The organism is Curtobacterium sp. MWU13-2055 (genome assembly GCF_023242305.1).
GTDB lineage: Bacteria > Actinomycetota > Actinomycetes > Actinomycetales > Microbacteriaceae > Curtobacterium.
This window is the reverse complement of sequence record NZ_JALLIO010000010.1, coordinates 29,704-48,001: the sequence shown is the minus strand read 5'-3', so window position 1 is coordinate 48,001 and position 18,298 is coordinate 29,704. Positions and strand designations below refer to the sequence as shown.

Below are 18,298 nucleotides of genomic sequence, written 5' to 3'. Positions count from 1 at the left end.
CGACGCCCGTCTGCCGCTCCGGCAGGCGGGCGTCGTCGTGTGTGCGTCAGGCGTCGTCGTCGGAGTCGTCGGGGTCGTCGTCCGGCTCCGGCTTCCGGGCTTCGAGTGCCGTCGCGACGATGCGCGGCGCCTCAGACATGAAGCGTCGGACGTCCGTGTCGACGATGATGTCCTGCGGCCGCAGCGGCCGGGTCAGGTACAGCCCCTCGAGCGAGGTCAGGCGTGACAGCGCGACGTACGTCTGTCCCGCGCTGAACACCCGGTTGCCCAGGTCGACCACCGCGCGGTCGTAGGTACTGCCCTGCGACTTGTGGATCGTCACCGCCCAGGCGAGCCGCAACGGGAACTGCTGGAACTCACCGACGGTGTCCTTCTTGAGTTCCTTCTTGTCGGCGTCGTAGGAGTACTTGAACTTCTCCCACACCGACGGCTGGACCTCGAACGACTCTCCGTCGACGTCGACCCACACCGTGTCGCGGATCGCCGTGACGATGCCGAGCGTCCCGTTCACCCATCGCTGGTCGGCGTCGTTGCGCAGGAACATCACGTGCGCGCCGGGCTTGAGCTCGAGGGCTTCGTCGGCCGGGAAGTTCCGCCCGCCGAAGTCGCCGTTGACGTCGGCCTTCGCGGTCTTCACCTTGCCGGGCAACCGTTCGAGCGCCGCCTTGTTGATGCGCGCGACGGTGTCGTTCCGGGTGGCGAGGGTGATGGCGTCGTCGGGCGAGGGCCGTGCGCCCGCGGTGTTCAGCTGGTCGGCGATCTCGGCGGTCACCCGGCCGTGCCGCACCGCCGTGAGCATGGCGGCGAAGGCGTCGTCGCGCTGGCGGTGCACGGTGGCGAGCTCGATGATGTTCAGCTTCGCCTCGAGCCACACCTTGGCGTCGAAGAACCACATCGACCGGTAGTGGTCGGTGAAGTAGGCGCGTTCGTCGGCACCGCCCGGGACCGGCGGCAACTGGTACGGGTCGCCGAACATGACCACCTGCACTCCGCCGAACGCCTCGAACTGCCGCCCGCGGGCCTTGCGGAGCGAGCGGTCCATCCCGTCGAGCAGGTCGGCGTTCACCATCGAGACCTCGTCGATCACCAGGGTGTCGATGGTGTTGAGGAGCTTGCGGGTGTCCGGTCCCTGGCGCAGCTCGGCATCGGCGATGAGCCCGATCGGCAGGCGGAACAACGAGTGGATCGTCTGGCCACCGACGTTCAGGGCCGCGACCCCGGTCGGTGCGCAGATCACGACCTGCTTCTCGGTGTTCCACGACAGGTGGTTGAGCAGGGTCGACTTGCCCGTGCCGGCACGACCGGTGATGAAGACGTGGTCGCGGGTGTGCTCGATGTACTCGAAGACGGCCCGCTGCTCGTCGCTGAGCTCGACGCTCATCGTGCGTCCTGCACGAGGGTGCGCGCGTCCGCTCCGAGCGTGCGCGCAGGCGATCCAGCCCGCCGCAGCTGCACGAGCACCACCACGACGACCGCCACCAGGAGCAGCACCCCGGCGGCCACGAGCACGAGCCCACCACGGGCCTGGTCGACGAGCGGATCGGGCCCCCAGGTCCGCCCCATCGCCCCGAACCACGACGCCTGCAGCAGTCCGAGCGGCCCGCGCATCGCGACGCCGAGCGACACCGCTCCGGCGGCGACGACCGCGGCCCCGACGATCCGGACGATCGCTGCTGCGCGGGTCGGGTACTGCTGGCCGGCCGCGATCGGGGTGAACAGCGTCGGCATCGCCAGGAGCCCGACGAGCAGGAAACCCACGTCGATGACCGTGCGCCCCGTGGAGTCGCTCACCGACCAGCGGACGGCATCGGTGGCGAAGTACGCCCACCACACCGCTGCGGCGAGCAGGAACGCCGGGAAGGGCTGCACCAGGTAGCGGACCGCGGCGTTGTCGACCAGCACACCGGTCCACTCGCGCACGCCGGTGCTGTCGTCGTCGCGCGGGTGCACCGCGGCCCGGATGAGCACGACGGGAGCCGCCGCCCACACCAGCGCCGGCACCACCAGGCCGAGCAGCACGTGCGCGCCGACGTTCGCCGACACCAGGAACCGGTCGTACTGGTGCAGCGAACCGGACGTCGCGACCACGAGCGAGATGATCGCGAGGGCCGCCGCCACCGAACGGCGCACCGGCCAGTGGACCCCGGCGCGGCGCAGGCGCACGACACCGGCCGCGTAGGTCGCAGCGAGCAGCACGGCGGCCATCAGCCAGAACAGGTCGATGTTCCACTGCGTCAGCCAGCCCCAGGCCCCGGGCGCGTGCGGCAGCAGGTCGTCGGTGAGCAGCTCGGCGGGGCTCGGGTCGGTCGTCTTGCTCAGCGCGATCTGGTCGACCGGGGTGGCCGTTCGGCCGAGCGCCGCGGCGAAGCCCGATGCGACACCCATCACGGCGAGCTCGACCACGATCAGGGTCCAGAACGGGCGGTGCCGTGCCGGCGCCTCGGTCAGGGAGCGGATCGCACGTCGACGCTGCACGGCACCGAGGACCCCGATGGCGACGATCGCGCCGATCTTGACCAGCACGAGGGTGCCGTACGGCGTGAACAGGTTCGACAGGGCACCCACGCGGATCTGCGCCGAGGCGACACCCGACACCGCCACGAGCACGAAGCACCCGAGCGCGATGCTCGAGTACCGCGCCACGACCACGGCCAGGCGGTCACCGGGCAGCACGCCGCGCAGGAGCACGAGCATGGTCAGGCCACCGACCCAGAGCGCGGCGCCGACCAGGTGCAGCCCGAGCGCGGTCACGGCGGCGTCGTGGCTCGCGGTGCCGGCGGCGTGGCCCTGCTGCGCGAGCGGGATGAGGCCGATCATCGAGACACCGGCGGTCAGGGCGACCATGCCCCGGGAACGGACGGCGAAGCAGAGCACCGTGACGGCGGCGGCGACGAGCACCGTCACGAGCCAGGCGAGCCCGAGGTCCGTGCCGGTGAGGAACACGCCCATCGACTGGCCGAACTGCTCGTCGATGCTGATCTTCGAGCCGGCGACGCTCAGGAACGTGAAGAAGGTGGTGACCGCGGACGACACCGTCCAGAGCCCGCTGGCGGCGGCCGCGACGTCGATGGCGCGGTTCCACTCCGGGCCGGAGCGCGAGAGTCCGACGGTGGCCAACGCGAGGCCGCCGATCGTCGCAGCGGCGGACAGGTCCACGACCAGCCGGGAGATCGGCAGGCCGAACCGGACCAGGGCACCGGGGTCCGCGATCAGCGCTGCGTTCGCACCACCGCCGATGACGAGTGCCGTGAGCAGCGCCACGAACCCGACGAGCAGGAGCACGGCGGGACCGGCGATGCGCGCGATCCGATTCACCCGTCAAGCCTAGGCGGTGCCCACCCGGCCACCGAACCGGCCGGGCCGACCTGTGGGAACCGGCACGGGCCTCCCGGTCGACGCAGCGCGACGAACGCGACCCGACACGACGAACGCGACCCGACGAACGCGACCCGACGCACCGAACGCACCCTGGAAACGACGAAAGGGACGGCCGAAGCCGTCCCTCCCGATGCGCGGAACAGTCTTACTTGACCGCAGCCTTGAGCTTCGAGCCGGCGCTGACCTTGACCGAGTCGCTCGCGGCGATCTCGATGGCCTCACCCGTCTGCGGGTTGCGGCCGGTGCGGGCGGCGCGGTGCGTCTTCTCGAAGGCGATCCAACCGGGGATCGTGACCTTCGTGCCGTCCGCGACGGACGACGAGACGACGCTGAAGAGCGCGTCGACGACGCCGTTGACGGTGGCCTGGCTCTGGCCGGACTCGGCGGCGACGGCAGCGACGAGCTCGGTGCGGTTCAGTGACTTGTCAGCCATGGATGTCCTCCTCGGACTTCTTGCAGTATCGGTCGGACGGACGTGCCGTCCGGCGCCCGGAGCGGTTGCCCCGTGCCACGGTGCCAGTGGGCCGAGGGCCCGGCGGAACCGGAGTTGAACCTACCAGCCACATCGGACGTTTTCAGCCGACTCGCCCGGATTTCCGGGCTTGTCGCGGGTCCAACGGGGCAGATGTGACCCCTGAGGCGCCCTTGTACCCCGGACACAGCGAACGCCCCGCCACCAGGAGGTGACGGGGCGTCGGGTACTGCGAGTGCTTACCAGGAGCTCTTCGTGATGCCGGGGAGCTCTCCACGGTGGGCCATGTCGCGGAAGCGGACACGGCTGATGCCGAACTCACCCAGGTGGCCACGGGGGCGGCCGTCGATCGCGTCGCGGTTGCGGTAGCGGATCGGGGATGCGTCGCGGGGCAGCTTCTGCAGGCCCACGCGAGCGGCCTCACGCGACTCGTCGGAGCCGTTCGGGTCCACGAGGGCCTTCTTCAGCTCGAGACGACGCTCGGCGTAGCGCGCGATGATGACGGCACGCTGGTTGTTCTTCGCGATCTTGCTCTTCTTCGCCATGCTTAGCGCTCCTCACGGAAGTCGACGTGCTTGCGGATCACCGGGTCGTACTTCTTCAGCACGAGACGGTCGGGGTTGTTCCGACGGTTCTTCTTGGTCACGTACGTGAACCCGGTGCCCGCCGTCGAGCGGAGCTTGATGATCGGACGGATGTCCTGACCCTTTTTCGCCATCAGATCTTCTCCCCACGGGCGAGGACGTCCTTGACGACGGACTCGATGCCCCGCGCGTCGATGACCTTGATGCCCTTAGCGCTGACGTTGAGCGTCACGTTGCGACGCAGCGACGGCACGTAGTACGTCTTCTTCTGCACGTTCGGGTCGAAGCGGCGCTTCGTCCGGCGGTGCGAGTGCGAGATGTTGTGACCGAAGCCGGGAACGGCGCCGGTCACCTGGCACACTGCTGCCATGGTTTCCTCCTGAGGTACCGTGCGACCGGACGGCCGCACCCAAGTTCACTTGCCTGGTGCGCACGCGCAGGACCACCGGAGTGGTGCATGCGAGGGGGTTGTGCACACCGCCCAGGCCCGCAGCCCCTGTCGAAGGGGGAACGGACACCACGCGACCGCGGCGTTCGCGACGGTCGGAGGGCTTGGAACAACGGGTCCACCACGCGGACGTGGAGGACCAAGGGAAGAGCTTACGCGAGCTCCGGGCGTGTCGCAAGCGCACGCACCATGAGCTCGCCGAGTTCGCGCGGCGCCGTGAACATCGGCCAGTGTCCGGTCTCGAGTCCGACGATGCTGAGTTCCTCGGTCTCGACGAGTTCCGCGGCCCAGGTCTGGTGGTCGGCCACCATCGTCGCGAGCTCGGTCGCCGGGATCTCGCAGGTGATCACCGTCGCCGGGATCGTGTGGCGGGCGGCGTCGGCGTAGTGGAACCGGTCGGACGGCACGGCGGCCGGCTCCGGGATCGCGCGATGCTCGAAGGACTCCCGCAACGCCGGGGTCATCCCGCGCACCGTGGCCGGCTCCCAGACGTCCCACGACGGCAGCGGCACCACACCGTCCACCACGGGCAGTTCGTCGTTCACGCAGCCGCCGGCGGGACCGGGGAACGTGTCGACGTAGAGCAGGTGTGCGACGAGCGAGGGCCGCTGGTCGGCGGCCATGTACGCGATCGGTCCGGCACCGGAGTGTCCGGCGATCACGACGGGCTCGTCCGGGCTGGCGACGTCGTCCAGGCGCTCCACGAGCGCCGCGACCTGCTCGTCGAGCGTGTCGCCGTCGCGGGTGATCGCCTCGACCGTGTGGCCCGCCTGCAGCAGCACCGGGGCGACGTCGTCCCACGCGCTCGCATCGAGCCAGAACCCGGGGACCAGGATGACGTGCATGGCGCGGACGCTACTCGCCGTCGGCGTCGCCGGTCCGCGGTCCGGCTGCGGCGGCAGATGCCGTGCACACCGCGCACTCGCCGAAGATGTCGACGACGTGGCTGGCGTTCGTGAACCCGTTGGCGGCGGCGACGTCCTGCGCCCACTGCTCGACGGGGTCCGCCTCGATCTCGACGGTCCGGCCGCAGTTCCGGCAGATCAGATGGTGGTGGTGCGCGTCCGTCGTGCACGCCCGGTACAGCGATTCGCCGTCCTGCTGCAACGAGTCGGCGTCACCCTCGGTCGCCAGGTCGGCGAGCGCCCGGTAGACGGTGGCGAGGCCGATGGTCGAGCCCTCGTCACGCAGGTGCTGGTGCAGCGCCTGCGCGCTGACGAACCCCTCGGTGGAGTCGAGGGCACCGCGCACCGCTTCGCGCTGCCACGTGTTCCGCTTGACCTTCTGCACGGCGTTCATGCTGGTGCACCCACCTTCGTTTCGGCTGACGTTCCAGAGCCGGTTCCGGCTCCGGTTCCGGTTCCGTTCGTTCCGGACGGGAGGCCCGGTGTGCCCCCGCCACGCTGGTCGCGGCGGACGACCCGATCGCGTCCACGGCGGTCGCGCCGGGCCCCGACGATCCGGCAGACCACCCAGATCGCGAACGAGATGGTCGTCACGTAGGGGCTGATCGGCAGGCCGCCGCCGAGTGCCAGCAGGATGCCACCGACGACCGACACCACGGCGAACACCGTGGACAGCACCGGCACGACGACCGGGTGCGAGCTGAGCCGCAGTGCCGCGGCAGCCGGGGTGACGAGCAGCGACAGCACGAGCAGGGCGCCGACGATCTGCACCGACACCGCGGTGGCCAGGCCGAGGACGAGCATGAACACGATCGCGAGCGTCCGCACCGGGATGCCGGCGGCCGCGGCCACGTCGGGGTCGACCGACGCGAACATGAGCGGCCGCCAGATGACGAGCAGGGTGGCCACGACGATGGCGGCGATGATGATGAGGAACGTCAGCTGCGGGTTGTCCACCGACACGATCTGGCCGGTGAGCAGCCCGAACTTGTTGGCCGCACGCCCCTTGTAGAGCGCCAGGCACAGGATGCCGAGCCCGAGACCGAACGGCATGAGCACGGCGATGATCGAGTTGCGGTCGCGCGCTCTCGAGCCGAGCACCCCGATGAGCAGCGCCGCGATCACCGACCCGACGAGCGAGCCCGTGACGACGTTGACACCGAGCAGCAGGGACGCGCTCGCTCCGGCGAAGGACAGCTCCGAGATGCCGTGCACCGCGAAGGGCATGTTCCGGGCGACGACGAACGGGCCGATGAGCCCGCCGACGATGCCGAGCACCGCGCCGGCCCAGATCGAGTTCTGCACCAGGGAGACGAGCTCGCCGTAGTCCTGGAACGAGAAGACCGTCGACAGGACGTCCATCAGATCCGCCCTTCGTCCGACGCCGGGGCGTGCGGGTCGACCTCGCCGTGGTGGTGGTCGTGCGCGTCGTTCGCGCCGACGATGACGATGCGGCCCATCGTGCGGACGACGTCGACGGGGGTGCCGTACAGGTCGCTCAGGACGTCGGCACGCAGGACCTCGTCGGGGGAACCGATCCGGAACCGGCCACCGGCGATGTACAGGACACGGTCGACGACGTCGAGGATCGGGTTCACGTCGTGCGTCACGAAGAGCACGGCTGCATCGTGCTGCCGACGCTGCCGGTCGATGAGCTCGGTGACGCCGCGCTGGTGCCGCAGGTCGAGCGAGATGAGGGGCTCGTCGCACAGCAGCAGTGCCGGGTCGGCGGCGATGGCCTGACCGACGCGGGTGCGCTGCTGCTCGCCGCCGGACAGCTCGGCCACCGGGGCGTCCGCGAACGCGGTGGCGCCGACCTCGTCGAGGATCCGGTCGATGCGGGCGCGGTCGGCCTTCGACGTCGGCAGGACGCCCCACCGGTGCCCCGTCACGCCCTGCGCGATCATGTCCCGCGCGCGCAGGGGGGTGCCGGCCTCCATGAGCCGCTGCTGCGGGATGTAGCCGATCTTCCGGTGCCCACGACGGACGGGCTGGCCGAGGAACGACATTGTGCCGCTCGTCAGGCGCTGCTGCCCGAGCACCGTGCGCAGGAGCGAGGTCTTCCCGGCGCCGTTCGGGCCGAGGACCGCGACGAACTCCCCCGGCGCGATGTCCAGGTCCAGGTGTCCCCAGAGCTTCCGTTCGCCGAAGGACAGCCCGGCGTCGCGCAGGGCCAGGACCGGACGGGCCGCAGCCCGGTCGTCCACCGAGGTGGTCGCCGGGCTGTCGGTCGTCGCTGCTGCGGTCGAGGTCGTCACTTCTGGAGCGCCGCCTGCACCGCGTCGATGTTCGCCTGCTGCCACGAGACGTAATCCTGCCCCTTGGGGAGCGTCTCCGTGACACCGACCACCGGGACGTCGTTCTGGTCGGCGGCCTTCTTGACCTGTTCGGTCTCGGCACTCGAGGTCTGGTCGTTGTAGGCGAGCAGCGCCACGCTCTTGCCACTGAACAGCGCGAGGGTGTCCTTGAGGGCTGCCGGCGGGACGTCGTCGCCCTCCTCGATCGCCTCGGAGAACGCTTCGGGGGTGACGTTGTCGAGACCGATCGCGTCGAAGAGGTAGCCCGGCACCGGCTCGGTGTACGCCACCTTCTCGCCGTCGTACGTCTTCTTCAGGTCGGCGGTCTGGGACTCGAGGCCCTCGAGTTTCGTCGTGAGCGCGTCGGCGTTCTGCTCGAACGTGGTCTTGTCGCCCGCGTCGAGCGCGGACAGGCGCTTCGTGACGTCGTCGACCAGCTTCACCATCGTCGGGTAGCTGTAGAACACGTGCTCGTTGAACTCGGCGTCGCCACCCTTGTCCAAGCCCGAGAGCTTCACGACGTTGATGGTGTCGGCCTTGGTGTCCGAGGCGTCGGCGAGCGTGGTCATGAAGTCGTCGTACCCGCCGCCGTTCTCGATGAGCAGGTCGGCCTTCGACACCGCGAGCTGGGTGCGGGCGCTCGACTCGAACGAGTGCGGGTCCTGCGAGGGGTCGTTCAGGACGCTCGTGACCGACACCTGGTCGCCGCCGATCGACTGGACGATCGAGCCGTAGACGTTGGTCGAGGCGACGACGGCGATCTTCCCGTCGCTACTGGCGTTGCCCGAGGCCGAGGAGGTCGCGCAGCCCGTCAGGGCGAGCGCGGCGGCGCCGGCGACGAGCGGGAGGGCGAGGAGGCGGTTGTGCATGCTCCGACGGTAGCGCTTGCTGATAACGATTGTCAAAACCGGTATCAGCGCTTTGGTGGTGACGACAGACGGACAGGAGGCGCGGTGCCAGCTGGCACCGCCTCCCTCGCAGGCTCGGTCGGCGCGCCCCGCGCAACGCTTCGCGTTGCCGCTGAGCGGGGCGCGCCTGTCCGTCACGTGGTGACGTCTACGGCTTGGTGGCCGCGTCGATCGTGTTCTCGGCGATCGTGTCCTCTTCACGCCCGGGCGTGCGGAGGTTCCACTTCTTGATCACGAAACTGAACAGGAAGTAGTACACGACCGCGTAGCCGAGGCCGATCGGGATGAGCCAGATCGCTCCGTCCGCCTTGCCGAAGTTCAGCACGTAGTCGATCGCACCGGCCGAGAACGAGAACCCGTCGTGGATCCCGAGGGCGTTGACCAGCGCCAGCGAGGTCCCGGTGAGCACCGCGTGGATGATGTACAGCGGGAACGCCACGAACATGAACGAGTACTCGAGCGGCTCGGTGATGCCGGTCACGAACGAGGTCAGGGCGGCCGAGAGCATGATGCCGCCGACGAGCTTGCGGTTCTGCGGCTTGGCGTTGCGCCAGATGGCGAGCGCACCGGCCGGTAGCGCGAACATCATGATGGGGAAGAACCCGGCCTGGAAGATGCCAGCGGTCGGGTCACCGGCGAGGAAGCGCGCGATGTCGCCGTGGTAGGTGACCCCGCCCGAAGTGAAGCTGCCGAGCTGGAACCACGGGAAGAAGTTGAGCAGCTGGTGCAGCCCGATCGGGATGAGCATGCGGTTGACGAACCCGAAGATGCCGCCACCGATGACGGCGTTGTCGGCCACGGCCTGGCCGGCGGCGGTCAGCGCGATGTCGAAGTAGCGGTACACGAAGGACATCAGGACGGCGATGACCAGACCAGCGACCGCGGTCAGGATCGGGACGAGGCGACGGCCGGAGAAGAACCCGAGGAAGTCGGGCATCTTCGTGCGGTGGAACTTCTCCCACATGACCGCCGAGACGAGGCCCATCACGATGCCGCCGAGGACACCGAAGTTGATGGTGGCCTGGTCGCCGTTGGCGTCCTTCACCCCGGCAAGGACGATCGGCGACATCGCCGCGAACACCTGGTACATGACCATGTAGCCGACGACGGCCGCGAGCGCGGTCGTGCCGTCCGACTTCTTCGCCCACCCGATCGCGATGCCGACCGCGAAGAGCAGCGGCAGCCAGGTGAACACACCGTTGCCTGCGGCGGCGATGATCGTCGCGCCCTGCTCGAAGCCGGGGATCGCGCCGAGCATGTCGGACTGGCCGAGGCGCAGCAGGATGCCCGCGGCGGGCATGACCGCGATCGGCAGGAGCAGGCTCCGTCCGAGGCGCTGAGCTTGCGCGAACAGCCGGGACTGCTTCTTCGGCTTCTTCTTCTCCGGCACGTCCGTGGCAGTGGTGGCGCTCATCGGAGGTCCTCTCGTCATTGGGTGGAGCTGTCGGGGTGAGTTGAGTCGTGCAGCCAGCGCAGGTAACCTCGGCGGTGTCGCCAGGTCCGGTCCTGTCCGGTCATGACCAGTTCCGTAGTCTGAACCGAGACCGGTCCCGTGTCAACCTGGTACGAAAACCCTTAACGAGGAGGAAACGATGGCCGACATCAAGGCAGCCGACATCATCGCCGCGCTCGGCGGTGCCGACAACATCGAAGAGGTCGAGGGCTGCATCACGCGCCTCCGTGTCGAGGTGGAGGACGGCGACCTCGTCGACAAGGCCGCGCTGCAGGCTGCGGGCGCCCAGGCCGTCGTCGGCGGCGGCACCGGCTGGCAGGTCATCGTCGGCACCATCGCCGACAACCTCGCGCAGGACATCCAGGACGAACTGTGACGGCGGTCCGCACGCCGTTCGCCGGCCCGGTCGTCGCCCTCGCTGACGTGCCGGACCCGGTGTTCGCCGGCCAGCTCGTCGGCGCCGGTGTGGCCGTGGACCCGACGGGCGTCGAGGGCGCGGTCACCGCGGTGGCCCCGGTCGACGGCACCATCGTGAAGCTGCACCCGCACGCGTTCGCGCTGCAGGGCTCGGCGGGCACGGACGTCCTCGTGCACGTCGGCATCGACACCGTGAAGCTGTCGGGCGAGGGCTTCGAGCTCCTCGCCACCGAGGGCTCGACGGTCACGGCCGGCGACCCCGTCGTCCGGTTCACCCCGTCGGTGATCTCGGCCGCCGGCTACTCGCCGATCTGCCCCGTCGTGGTGCTCGGCTCCGCGCCGGACACCGTCGACCAGGGCACGGTGGGCACCTCGGTGCTCGACGGCGACACCCTGTTCGAGGTCTGACCCGGGCGCACCCCGGTTCTTCCTTGCCGAAGCGACTCTGTGCTGCGGAACGTTCGCAGCACAGAGTCGCTTTCGCGTTCGTGCCGGACTACGCGACCGCCGGGGTCGCGGTGACCTCCATCTGCACCCGGTAGCGGTCCGAGCGGTACCAGCTGCGGGTGTGCTCCACGGGGCGCTCCCCCGCGTACGACACCCGGTCGAACTCGAGCACCGGGGCCCCGGTCTTCGTGCCGAGCAGGGTCGCGACGTCGTCGGCGGCCGGGTTCGCGGCCACCGTCTGCTGTGCCCGGTCGATCGGCGTGCCGTACTCGTTCGCGATGATCGAGTACACCGACCCGGACAGGTCGTGGTCGAGCAGCCCCGGGAACGCATCGGCCACGAGCCAGGCGTCGTCGATCGACACCGGAGCGCCGTCCGCCATCCGGAGTCGCTTCACGTGGAAGGCCGACACCTCGGCGTCGAGCCGCAGCGCCGCCACGGTGTCACTCGGCGGCACACGTTCCTCGCGCACCAGGACCACCGTGGTCGGGACGTGGCCCATCGCGCGCATCTCCTCGGTGAACGAGGCGAGGTGCAGCGTCGACTGCACGGGGCGGTGCGCCACGAAGGTGCCCTTGCCGCGCACACGCTCGAGGTAGCCCTCGTTGACGAGCTGCCCGAGTGCCTCGCGCACGGTGATCCGTGAGACGCCGTACTCGGCGATGAGCTGGCGTTCGGACGGGATCGCGGCGCCGGGGGCCAGACGGGCGGTAGCGAGGTCGAGCAGGATGCGCCGCAGCTGCTGGTGCTTCGGTTCGGCACCCTCGGTGATGCGGCTCGTCATGCGTCCCTCGTGCTCCGTTGCTGGTCCTGGGTGGTGGTCATGCGCGGACATGACCAGTTCCCATCACAGTAGCGAGTCGACCTCGGAACGCCAACGTGCGTGACGTTCCGCGTGGACCGGCGGGAGGGTTCAGGCGTTGCGGACGAGCCAGGCGAACTGTTCGTCGGAGAGCAGCCGGTCGGTCCAGACCTGCCCCTCGACCCCCGCGGCGGACGACGTCTGCACCCCGGGAGCCCCCTGCCACACGAGTGACAGCCCGGCACGACGGAGCACCGCGGCGGACGCGGGGTTGTTCGTGAGCACGCGACCCGTCACGGGGACGTCCGGCGCGGTCTCGCCGGCGGCTCGCACGGCAGCGAGGGCGATCTCGGACGCGAAGCCCTGCCCCCAGGCCGCGGGAGCCAACCGGTACCCGAGGTTCCAGACCCCACCGGCGGTCATGTCGACCCCGCCGACCCCGACGAACGCGTGGTCTGCAGCCGTGCGGACGGCCCACGAACCGAGTCCGTGTCGGGCCCGACCACCGATCTTCCGCTGCACCAGGTCCACGCTCGAGCTCCGGGCGACGTGCCGTCCGCTCGGCAGGTGCTGCCAGGTGCGGGCGTCGGCGAACACCGCGTGCACGTCGTCGATGTCGGCCGGCGTGAGCGGGGTGAGCAGGAGGCGATCCGTTCGGATCTCCTGCGAGGGGGTCAGGAGCTGGTGGACCATGCCCCGATCATCCCCCGCACCACCGACATCCGTGTGAACACCACGCGACGATTGCGGAAGGCCACACGCACTCAGTCGAGCAGGAGCGCCGGCTCCTCGAGCACCGAGGCCACGTCGTGCACGAACCGCGACGCCACGTCGCCGTCGACGACGCGGTGGTCGAACGAGGCGCCGATGGTCGTCACCATGCGCGAGCGGACCTCGCCGTCGACGACCCACGGCTTCGGCTTGATCGTGCCCATTGCGACGATGGCGACCTCGCCCGGGTTGAGGATGGGGGTTCCGGTGTCCATGCCGAACACGCCGATGTTCGTGATCGAGACGGTGCCATTCGCCATCTGCTTCGGCGTCGTCTTGCCGTCACGGGCGGTGAGGGTGAGCTCCTCGAGCGCCTGCGCCAGCTCGAGCAGCGACATGTCCTGCGCGTCCTTGATGTTCGGCACGATGAGCCCACGAGGAGTCGCCGCGGCGATGCCGAGGTTCACGAAGTGGTGGACGATGATCTCGCGGTCGGTCCAGGTCGAGTTCACCGAACGGTTGCGGCGGACGGCCCAGATGACCGCCTTCGCGACGATGAGCAGCGGCGAGACCTTGACGCCGGCGAACGTCGGCGAGGCCTTGAGGCGCTTGACGAACTCCATCGTGTGGGTCGCGTCGACGTCGACGAACAGCGACACGTGCGGTGCGGTGAACGCCGAGGTGGTCATCGCGGTCGCGATGGCCTTGCGGACGCCCTTGACCGGGATCGTCTCGCTGCGCACCTCGCCCCACTCGGGCGTCTCGATGTTGCGGAAGACGCTGGCCTGCTTCGCGTGCCGGATGACGTCGTCGCGGGTGACCTCGCCGGCGAACCCGGTCGCGACGATCTCGGTCAGTTCGACACCGAGATCCTTCGCGAGCTTCCGGATCGGCGGCTTCGCGAGCACGTTGGTCGCGAGGGTCTGCTTCCGCGCGGGCGCGGAGGCCAGACCGGCGATCGCCTCGGCTGTGGTGTCCTCACCGGGATCGCTGGCCGCTTCGGCCGCTGCTTGCGCATCCACACTGGAGGCACGGCTCGCCTCGGCCGCCAGGGCTGCGGCCCGGCGGGCGCCCGGCTTGCGACGGGACGGCGACGAGGTCGCTGAGCCGTAGCCGACGAGGACGGCGCCGGAGGACTCGTCCGTCCCGACGACGGAGGCGCCGTCGGCGACGGGCTGCACCGGTGCTGCCGGTGCAGCCGTGGGCGCGGCAGCGACGACGGGAGCAGGTGCAGCAGCAGGTGCCGGGGCCGCCACGGGGGCGGGCTGGGTCTGCGCGACCGGAGCCACCGGGGCGGGCGCTGCCGGCGGGGTCGGGGCGACCACGGGCGAGGTCGGGACGCTGTCGGCGACCGGTGCCGGGCCTCCCGGCCGAACCGCCGGCGCCGCCGGAGCCGCGACCGGCGCACCGGACGCGACCGACGCGTCGGACTCGACACGGATGATCGGCTTGCCGACCTCGACCGTGTCACCCTCCGACACGAGCAGCCCGGTGACGGTTCCGGCGAACGGCGACGGCAGCTCGACGAGCGACTTCGCGGTCTCGATCTCGACCAGGACCTGGTCGACGGTGATCTCGTCCCCGATCGCGACGCGCCACTGCACGATCTCGGCCTCGGTGAGGCCTTCGCCCACGTCGGGCAGGGGGAATTCGGCGACGGCCACTTACGGCTCCTTCGGCGTTCGGACGAGTTGGGTCAGTCGAGCTGGATCAGTATGCGAGGGCGCGGTCGACGGCCTCGAGGACGCGGTCGGCGTCCGGCAGGTGCAGGTGCTCCAGCTTCGAGACCGGGAACGGGATGTCGAACCCGGACACCCGCAGCGGCGGCGCCTGCATCGTGTAGAACGCCTTCTCGGCGACGGTGGCGGCGATCTCGCTGCCGACACTGACGAAGCCGGACGCCTCTTGCGCGATGACGAGGCGACCGGTCTTGCGGACCGAGGTGAGGATCGGGTCCCAGTCGATGGGCGAGATCGAGCGGAGGTCGATGACCTCGCAGCTCGTGCCCTCGGACTCGGCGAGCTCGGCGGCCTGCATGAGGGTCGCGACCATCGCACCGTGGCCGACGAGGGTGACCTCGGTGCCGGTGCGTGCCACACGCGTGGTGTGCATCGGGACGTGCCCGTCGACGAGGTCGACCTGGCCCTTGGGCCAGTAGCGCGACTTCGGCTCGAGGAAGACGACCGGGTCCTTCGAGGCGATGGCCTCTTGGATCATCCAGTAGGCGTCGTTCGGGGTGCTCGGGCTGACCACGCGCAGACCGGGGGTGTGCGCGAAGTACGCCTCGGGCGACTCCTGGTGGTGCTCCACGGCGCCGATGTGGCCGCCGTAGGGGATGCGGATGACGACGGGCAGCGACATGTGCGCCGGCAGCCGGTTCGCCATCTTCGCGAGCTGCGAGGTGATCTGGTCGAAGCCGGGCCACACGAAGCCGTCGAACTGGATCTCGACGACCGGGCGGTAGCCGCGCAGGGCGAGGCCGATCGCGGTGCCGATGATGCCGGCCTCGGCGAGCGGGGTGTCCCGCACGCGCTCGGGGCCGAACCGGTCCTGCAGGCCCTCGGTGATGCGGAAGACGCCGCCGAGCTGGCCGATGTCCTCGCCCATCAGCAGGACCTTGTCGTCCGCCTGCATCGCCGCGGCGAGCCCGGCGTTGAGGGCCTTCGCCATCGGCAGGGTCGGGGTGGGGTCGCTCGGGACCTCGCCGGCGCCCGGGTGGGAGCGCAGCGTGTAGTCGAAGAGCTGCTCGGTGGTGCTCATGCGTGGGCGCCCCCTTCGAAGCCGGCCTCGTACTGTTCGAGCCAGGCCTTCTGCTCGGCGACCAGCGGGTGCGGCTCGCGGTAGACGTTGTCGAACATGACGTCGACGGACGGCGGGGTCAGCGCCACGGTGCGGCGGCGGACGTCGGCGGCGATGTCCTCGCCCTCTTCGTCGAACGCGGCGAACTGCTCGTCCGTCGCGCCCTTCGAGCGCAGGTACGCCTCGGAGCGGACGATCGGGTCGCGGCGGACCCAGTCCTCGAGCTCGCCGTCCGCGCGGTAGCGGCTCGGGTCGTCCGAGCTGGTGTGCGCACCGATGCGGTAGGTGTCGGCCTCGATGAAGGCCGGACCCTGGCCGCTGCGGGCGTGGTCGGTGGCGACGACCGAGGCCGTGTACGAGGCGAGGATGTCGTTGCCGTCGATCAGCACGCTCGGGATCCCGAAGCCGCGGGGACGGTCGACGAGCGGCGTCGGCGACTGCACCGACACCGGTACCGAGATGGCCCAGTGGTTGTTCTGCAGGAAGAAGACGACGGGGGCCTTGGTCGACGCCGAGAACACGTACGCCTCGTTCACGTCGCCCTGGCTCGTCGCGCCGTCGCCGAAGTAGACGATGGAGCACGCGTCACGGTCGGGGTCGCCCGTGCCGACGTCGCCGTCGAGCTTCTGGCCGAGCGCGTAGCCCGTGGCGTGCAGGGTCTGCGAGCCGATCACCAGGGTGGAGATGTGCGTGTTGCCGCGCTGGTCCGGGTCCCATCCACCGTGGGTCTGCCCGCGGTACATCGCGATGATCTCCATCGGCTCGACACCGCGCTGCATCGTGACGGCGTGCTCGCGGTACGAGGGGAAGACGTGGTCCTGGGCGCGCAGGGCGAACGCGGAACCGGTCTGCGCCGCTTCCTGCCCGTGACTGGGCACCCAGAGGCCGAGCTGGCCGGTGCGCTGCAGGTTGTGGCCGGCGTGGTCGAACCGTCGGGTGAGGACCATGCGGCGGTGCATCGCCAGCAGGGTCTCGTCGGGGATCGCCCGCGCGGCGGCGGCGAACTCGGCGTTCTCGTCGGACTCCACGAACCGACCCTCGGGGTCGAGGAGCCGGACGGTGGTCGTCGCGGGAGCCGCGGCGCGGAATGACATGCGGGCCAGCGTAGCGGCAGGCATCAGTCGGCCACCTGGAGGTCCCCCACAAGCGAGCGGGCCGTTTCGAGGAGCGTTTCCACAGCCTCGTGCTCGCCGATCGAGATGCGGATGCCCTCCGGCGGGAAGGCCCGCACGATGATGCCGGCCTCCTCGAAGGCGGCGACCGCAGCGACCGTGCGGTCCCCCGTCGGCAGCCAGACGAAGTTGCCCTGGGCGTCCGGCACGGCCCACCCCTGCTCGCGGAGCTCGGTGACGATGCGGTCCCGCAGCGCGGCGATCTCGGAGACCCGCTCGAGCAGTTCGCCCTCGCGTTCCAGGCTGGCCAGTGCGGCCGCCTGCCCCTGGGCCGTGACGGAGAGGGGGATCGCGCACGCGCGGACCGCCTCGAGCACGTACACCGGGCCGAGGGCGTAGCCGACGCGCAGCCCGGCGAGACCGTACGCCTTCGAGAATGTCCGGAGGACGACCAGGTTCGGGTAGCGGGCCAGCAACGGGTGTCCGTGCACGGCGGCCTCGTCGGTGGCGAACTCGGCGTATGCCTCGTCGAGCACGACCAGCACGGACTGCGGCACCGCGGCCATGAAGGACGCGAACTCGGACTCGGTCACGATCGGGCCGGTCGGGTTGTTCGGCGTGCACACGATCACCATGCGGGTGCGGTCGGTGACGGCGGCGGCCATCGCGTCGAGGTCGTGGCCGCCGTCCGGCCGGTTCGGCACCTGCACGCTCGTGGCACCCGCGACGGTGACGACGCCGGGGTAGGCCTCGAACGACCGCCAGGCGTAGACGATCTCGTCGCCCGGGCCGGAGGTCGCGCGGGCGAGCTCGTGCAGGATCGCGACGCTGCCGGGTGCGACGTGCACCTCGTCGGCGGTCAGTCCGAAGCGGTTCGCGAGCGCGGCACGGACGGCCAGGGCGGTGGCGTCCGGGTAGCGGTTGAACGCGGTCTGCGCCTGCACGGCCTGGACCACCCCGGGGAGCGGTGGGAACGGGTTCTCGTTGCTGGACAGCTTGAAGGCGTCGTCGGCGGCCTGGCATCCCTGCTTGTAGGCGGGGAGGACGGCGATCTCGGGCCGGATGTGCACACGCTCGTCAGTCACCTGCACAGGCTAACCCGCGGCCGTGCGGGCAGTGTCGGTGACTGCGCGGGTGTCGGAGGGCATCATGGGTGCATGCGATTCCTCGTCCGCCTCGTCGTCAACGCCGTGGCCCTCTGGCTCACCACGCTCATCGTCAGCGGCGTCTCCGTCACCGCGTTCGGCGACGGCGGGACCACGGCGACCGTGCTCACCTACCTGCTCGTGGCCTTCGTGTTCGGGCTCGTCAACGCCGTGATCGGCACGCTGATCCGGATCGTGGCGTTCCCGATCTACATCCTGACCCTCGGGCTCATCTCCTTCATCGTGAACGCGATCCTGCTGCTCATCGTCGCGGGCATCTCGGACGCGTTCGGCTTCGGGCTCGAGGTCGAGTCGTTCGGCTGGGGCATCGTCGGCGCCTTCGTGCTCGCCGTCTTCGCCTGGCTGATCGGGCTGTTCGTCCGTCCGGTGCTGAACCGCCAGCGGGCGTGACGCGGACGG

Annotated in this window: 21 protein-coding genes; 3 read left to right on the top strand and 18 right to left on the bottom strand. The window is 70.2% G+C overall.

The annotated features are described in order from the left end of the window. Positions 1–46 precede the first annotated feature (46 nt). The 12 genes from M4960_RS17135 to M4960_RS17080 form a co-directional block, all read right to left on the bottom strand. Positions 47–1,381 (bottom strand): ATP-dependent RecD-like DNA helicase, encoded by a 1,335-nt coding sequence (locus M4960_RS17135; protein WP_131844769.1) that lies wholly within the window; start codon positions 1,379–1,381, stop codon positions 47–49. Then, on the bottom strand, positions 1,378–3,315 hold the full coding sequence (locus tag M4960_RS17130) for a cytochrome c oxidase assembly protein (RefSeq protein WP_248704911.1): 1,938 nt from the start codon (positions 3,313–3,315) through the stop codon (positions 1,378–1,380). The genes M4960_RS17135 and M4960_RS17130 overlap by 4 nt, the downstream gene beginning before the upstream one ends. A 208-nt stretch (positions 3,316–3,523) precedes the next feature. Further along, the gene (locus tag M4960_RS17125) at positions 3,524–3,811 is read right to left on the bottom strand and encodes an HU family DNA-binding protein (RefSeq protein WP_111085379.1); all 288 of its coding nucleotides are present in this window, start codon (positions 3,809–3,811) and stop codon (positions 3,524–3,526) included. A 278-nt stretch (positions 3,812–4,089) separates the two neighbouring features. Beyond that, positions 4,090–4,395: a 30S ribosomal protein S14 gene (gene rpsN, locus M4960_RS17120; RefSeq protein WP_111085378.1), complete on the bottom strand. Its 306-nt coding sequence runs from the start codon at positions 4,393–4,395 to the stop codon at positions 4,090–4,092. Positions 4,396–4,397: 2 nt separating this feature from the next. Continuing rightward, positions 4,398–4,568: a 50S ribosomal protein L33 gene (gene rpmG, locus M4960_RS17115; protein ID WP_017886456.1), complete on the bottom strand. Its 171-nt coding sequence runs from the start codon at positions 4,566–4,568 to the stop codon at positions 4,398–4,400. Further along, complete coding sequence (rpmB, locus tag M4960_RS17110; protein ID WP_111085377.1) at positions 4,568–4,804, bottom strand: 50S ribosomal protein L28; 237 nt, start codon at positions 4,802–4,804, stop codon at positions 4,568–4,570. Before rpmB ends, rpmG begins: the two co-directional genes overlap by 1 nt. 230 nt (positions 4,805–5,034) lie before the next feature. Then, on the bottom strand, positions 5,035–5,727 hold the full coding sequence (locus M4960_RS17105; protein ID WP_134195459.1) for an alpha/beta fold hydrolase: 693 nt from the start codon (positions 5,725–5,727) through the stop codon (positions 5,035–5,037). Between the two features lie 10 nt (positions 5,728–5,737). Beyond that, positions 5,738–6,181, bottom strand: coding sequence for a Fur family transcriptional regulator (locus M4960_RS17100; RefSeq protein ID WP_123293457.1), 444 nt, complete (start codon positions 6,179–6,181; stop codon positions 5,738–5,740). Next, positions 6,178–7,149: a metal ABC transporter permease gene (locus M4960_RS17095; protein ID WP_248704910.1), complete on the bottom strand. Its 972-nt coding sequence runs from the start codon at positions 7,147–7,149 to the stop codon at positions 6,178–6,180. Before M4960_RS17095 ends, M4960_RS17100 begins: the two co-directional genes overlap by 4 nt. Next, positions 7,149–7,994, bottom strand: a complete 846-nt coding sequence (locus M4960_RS17090) for a metal ABC transporter ATP-binding protein (protein WP_123937638.1) — start codon at positions 7,992–7,994, stop codon at positions 7,149–7,151. The genes M4960_RS17095 and M4960_RS17090 overlap by 1 nt, the downstream gene beginning before the upstream one ends. 47 nt (positions 7,995–8,041) lie before the next feature. Further along, positions 8,042–8,953, bottom strand: a complete 912-nt coding sequence (locus M4960_RS17085; RefSeq protein WP_248704909.1) for a metal ABC transporter solute-binding protein, Zn/Mn family — start codon at positions 8,951–8,953, stop codon at positions 8,042–8,044. A 187-nt stretch (positions 8,954–9,140) separates the two neighbouring features. Next, positions 9,141–10,406, bottom strand: a complete 1,266-nt coding sequence (locus tag M4960_RS17080; RefSeq protein ID WP_123672150.1) for a PTS transporter subunit EIIC — start codon at positions 10,404–10,406, stop codon at positions 9,141–9,143. A gap of 178 nt (positions 10,407–10,584) precedes the next feature. Between M4960_RS17080 and M4960_RS17075 the strand changes: the two genes are divergently transcribed. After that, complete coding sequence (locus tag M4960_RS17075; RefSeq protein WP_071293232.1) at positions 10,585–10,821, top strand: PTS transporter subunit EIIB; 237 nt, start codon at positions 10,585–10,587, stop codon at positions 10,819–10,821. After that, positions 10,818–11,270, top strand: coding sequence for a glucose PTS transporter subunit IIA (locus M4960_RS17070; RefSeq protein ID WP_123293454.1), 453 nt, complete (start codon positions 10,818–10,820; stop codon positions 11,268–11,270). The genes M4960_RS17075 and M4960_RS17070 overlap by 4 nt, the downstream gene beginning before the upstream one ends. An 88-nt stretch (positions 11,271–11,358) precedes the next feature. Here M4960_RS17070 and M4960_RS17065 read toward each other — a convergent pair whose 3' ends face one another. The 6 genes from M4960_RS17065 to M4960_RS17040 all read right to left on the bottom strand — a co-directional run bounded on the left by M4960_RS17065 (position 11,359) and on the right by M4960_RS17040 (position 17,818). Then, positions 11,359–12,093 (bottom strand): GntR family transcriptional regulator, encoded by a 735-nt coding sequence (locus M4960_RS17065; protein WP_123293453.1) that lies wholly within the window; start codon positions 12,091–12,093, stop codon positions 11,359–11,361. Positions 12,094–12,222: 129 nt separating this feature from the next. Further along, entirely contained in the window at positions 12,223–12,804 is a 582-nt protein-coding gene (locus M4960_RS17060; RefSeq protein WP_123293452.1) for a GNAT family N-acetyltransferase, read from the bottom strand. A gap of 71 nt (positions 12,805–12,875) precedes the next feature. Then, on the bottom strand, positions 12,876–14,486 hold the full coding sequence (locus tag M4960_RS17055; protein ID WP_248704908.1) for a dihydrolipoamide acetyltransferase family protein: 1,611 nt from the start codon (positions 14,484–14,486) through the stop codon (positions 12,876–12,878). Between the two features lie 46 nt (positions 14,487–14,532). Next, positions 14,533–15,492: an alpha-ketoacid dehydrogenase subunit beta gene (locus M4960_RS17050; protein WP_111087054.1), complete on the bottom strand. Its 960-nt coding sequence runs from the start codon at positions 15,490–15,492 to the stop codon at positions 14,533–14,535. 86 nt (positions 15,493–15,578) lie between these two features. Then, positions 15,579–16,715, bottom strand: coding sequence for a thiamine pyrophosphate-dependent dehydrogenase E1 component subunit alpha (locus tag M4960_RS17045; RefSeq protein WP_111087051.1), 1,137 nt, complete (start codon positions 16,713–16,715; stop codon positions 15,579–15,581). Between the two features lie 23 nt (positions 16,716–16,738). Next, positions 16,739–17,818, bottom strand: a complete 1,080-nt coding sequence (locus M4960_RS17040) for a histidinol-phosphate transaminase (protein WP_248704907.1) — start codon at positions 17,816–17,818, stop codon at positions 16,739–16,741. A 72-nt stretch (positions 17,819–17,890) separates the two neighbouring features. Here M4960_RS17040 and M4960_RS17035 point away from each other — a divergent pair, with 72 nt between their 5' ends. Beyond that, entirely contained in the window at positions 17,891–18,289 is a 399-nt protein-coding gene (locus M4960_RS17035; protein WP_111087052.1) for a phage holin family protein, read from the top strand. The last annotated feature ends 9 nt before the right edge of the window (positions 18,290–18,298 follow it).

Bases quoted from the DNA above. Each gene is read 5' to 3' on its own strand.
- M4960_RS17135 (WP_131844769.1), bottom strand. From the start codon at position 1,381: ATGAGCGTCGAGCTCAGCGACGAGCAGCGGGCCGTCTTCGAGTACATC.
- M4960_RS17125 (WP_111085379.1), bottom strand. From the start codon at position 3,811: ATGGCTGACAAGTCACTGAACCGCACCGAGCTCGTCGCTGCCGTCGCC.
- rpsN (WP_111085378.1), bottom strand. From the start codon at position 4,395: ATGGCGAAGAAGAGCAAGATCGCGAAGAACAACCAGCGTGCCGTCATC.
- rpmG (WP_017886456.1), bottom strand. From the start codon at position 4,568: ATGGCGAAAAAGGGTCAGGACATCCGTCCGATCATCAAGCTCCGCTCG.
- rpmB (WP_111085377.1), bottom strand. From the start codon at position 4,804: ATGGCAGCAGTGTGCCAGGTGACCGGCGCCGTTCCCGGCTTCGGTCAC.
- M4960_RS17105 (WP_134195459.1), bottom strand. From the start codon at position 5,727: ATGCACGTCATCCTGGTCCCCGGGTTCTGGCTCGATGCGAGCGCGTGG.
- M4960_RS17100 (WP_123293457.1), bottom strand. From the start codon at position 6,181: ATGAACGCCGTGCAGAAGGTCAAGCGGAACACGTGGCAGCGCGAAGCG.
- M4960_RS17095 (WP_248704910.1), bottom strand. From the start codon at position 7,149: ATGGACGTCCTGTCGACGGTCTTCTCGTTCCAGGACTACGGCGAGCTC.
- M4960_RS17085 (WP_248704909.1), bottom strand. From the start codon at position 8,953: ATGCACAACCGCCTCCTCGCCCTCCCGCTCGTCGCCGGCGCCGCCGCG.
- M4960_RS17080 (WP_123672150.1), bottom strand. From the start codon at position 10,406: ATGAGCGCCACCACTGCCACGGACGTGCCGGAGAAGAAGAAGCCGAAG.
- M4960_RS17075 (WP_071293232.1), top strand. From the start codon at position 10,585: ATGGCCGACATCAAGGCAGCCGACATCATCGCCGCGCTCGGCGGTGCC.
- M4960_RS17065 (WP_123293453.1), bottom strand. From the start codon at position 12,093: ATGACGAGCCGCATCACCGAGGGTGCCGAACCGAAGCACCAGCAGCTG.
- M4960_RS17060 (WP_123293452.1), bottom strand. From the start codon at position 12,804: ATGGTCCACCAGCTCCTGACCCCCTCGCAGGAGATCCGAACGGATCGC.
- M4960_RS17050 (WP_111087054.1), bottom strand. From the start codon at position 15,492: ATGGCGAAGGCCCTCAACGCCGGGCTCGCCGCGGCGATGCAGGCGGAC.
- M4960_RS17045 (WP_111087051.1), bottom strand. From the start codon at position 16,715: ATGTCATTCCGCGCCGCGGCTCCCGCGACGACCACCGTCCGGCTCCTC.
- M4960_RS17035 (WP_111087052.1), top strand. From the start codon at position 17,891: ATGCGATTCCTCGTCCGCCTCGTCGTCAACGCCGTGGCCCTCTGGCTC.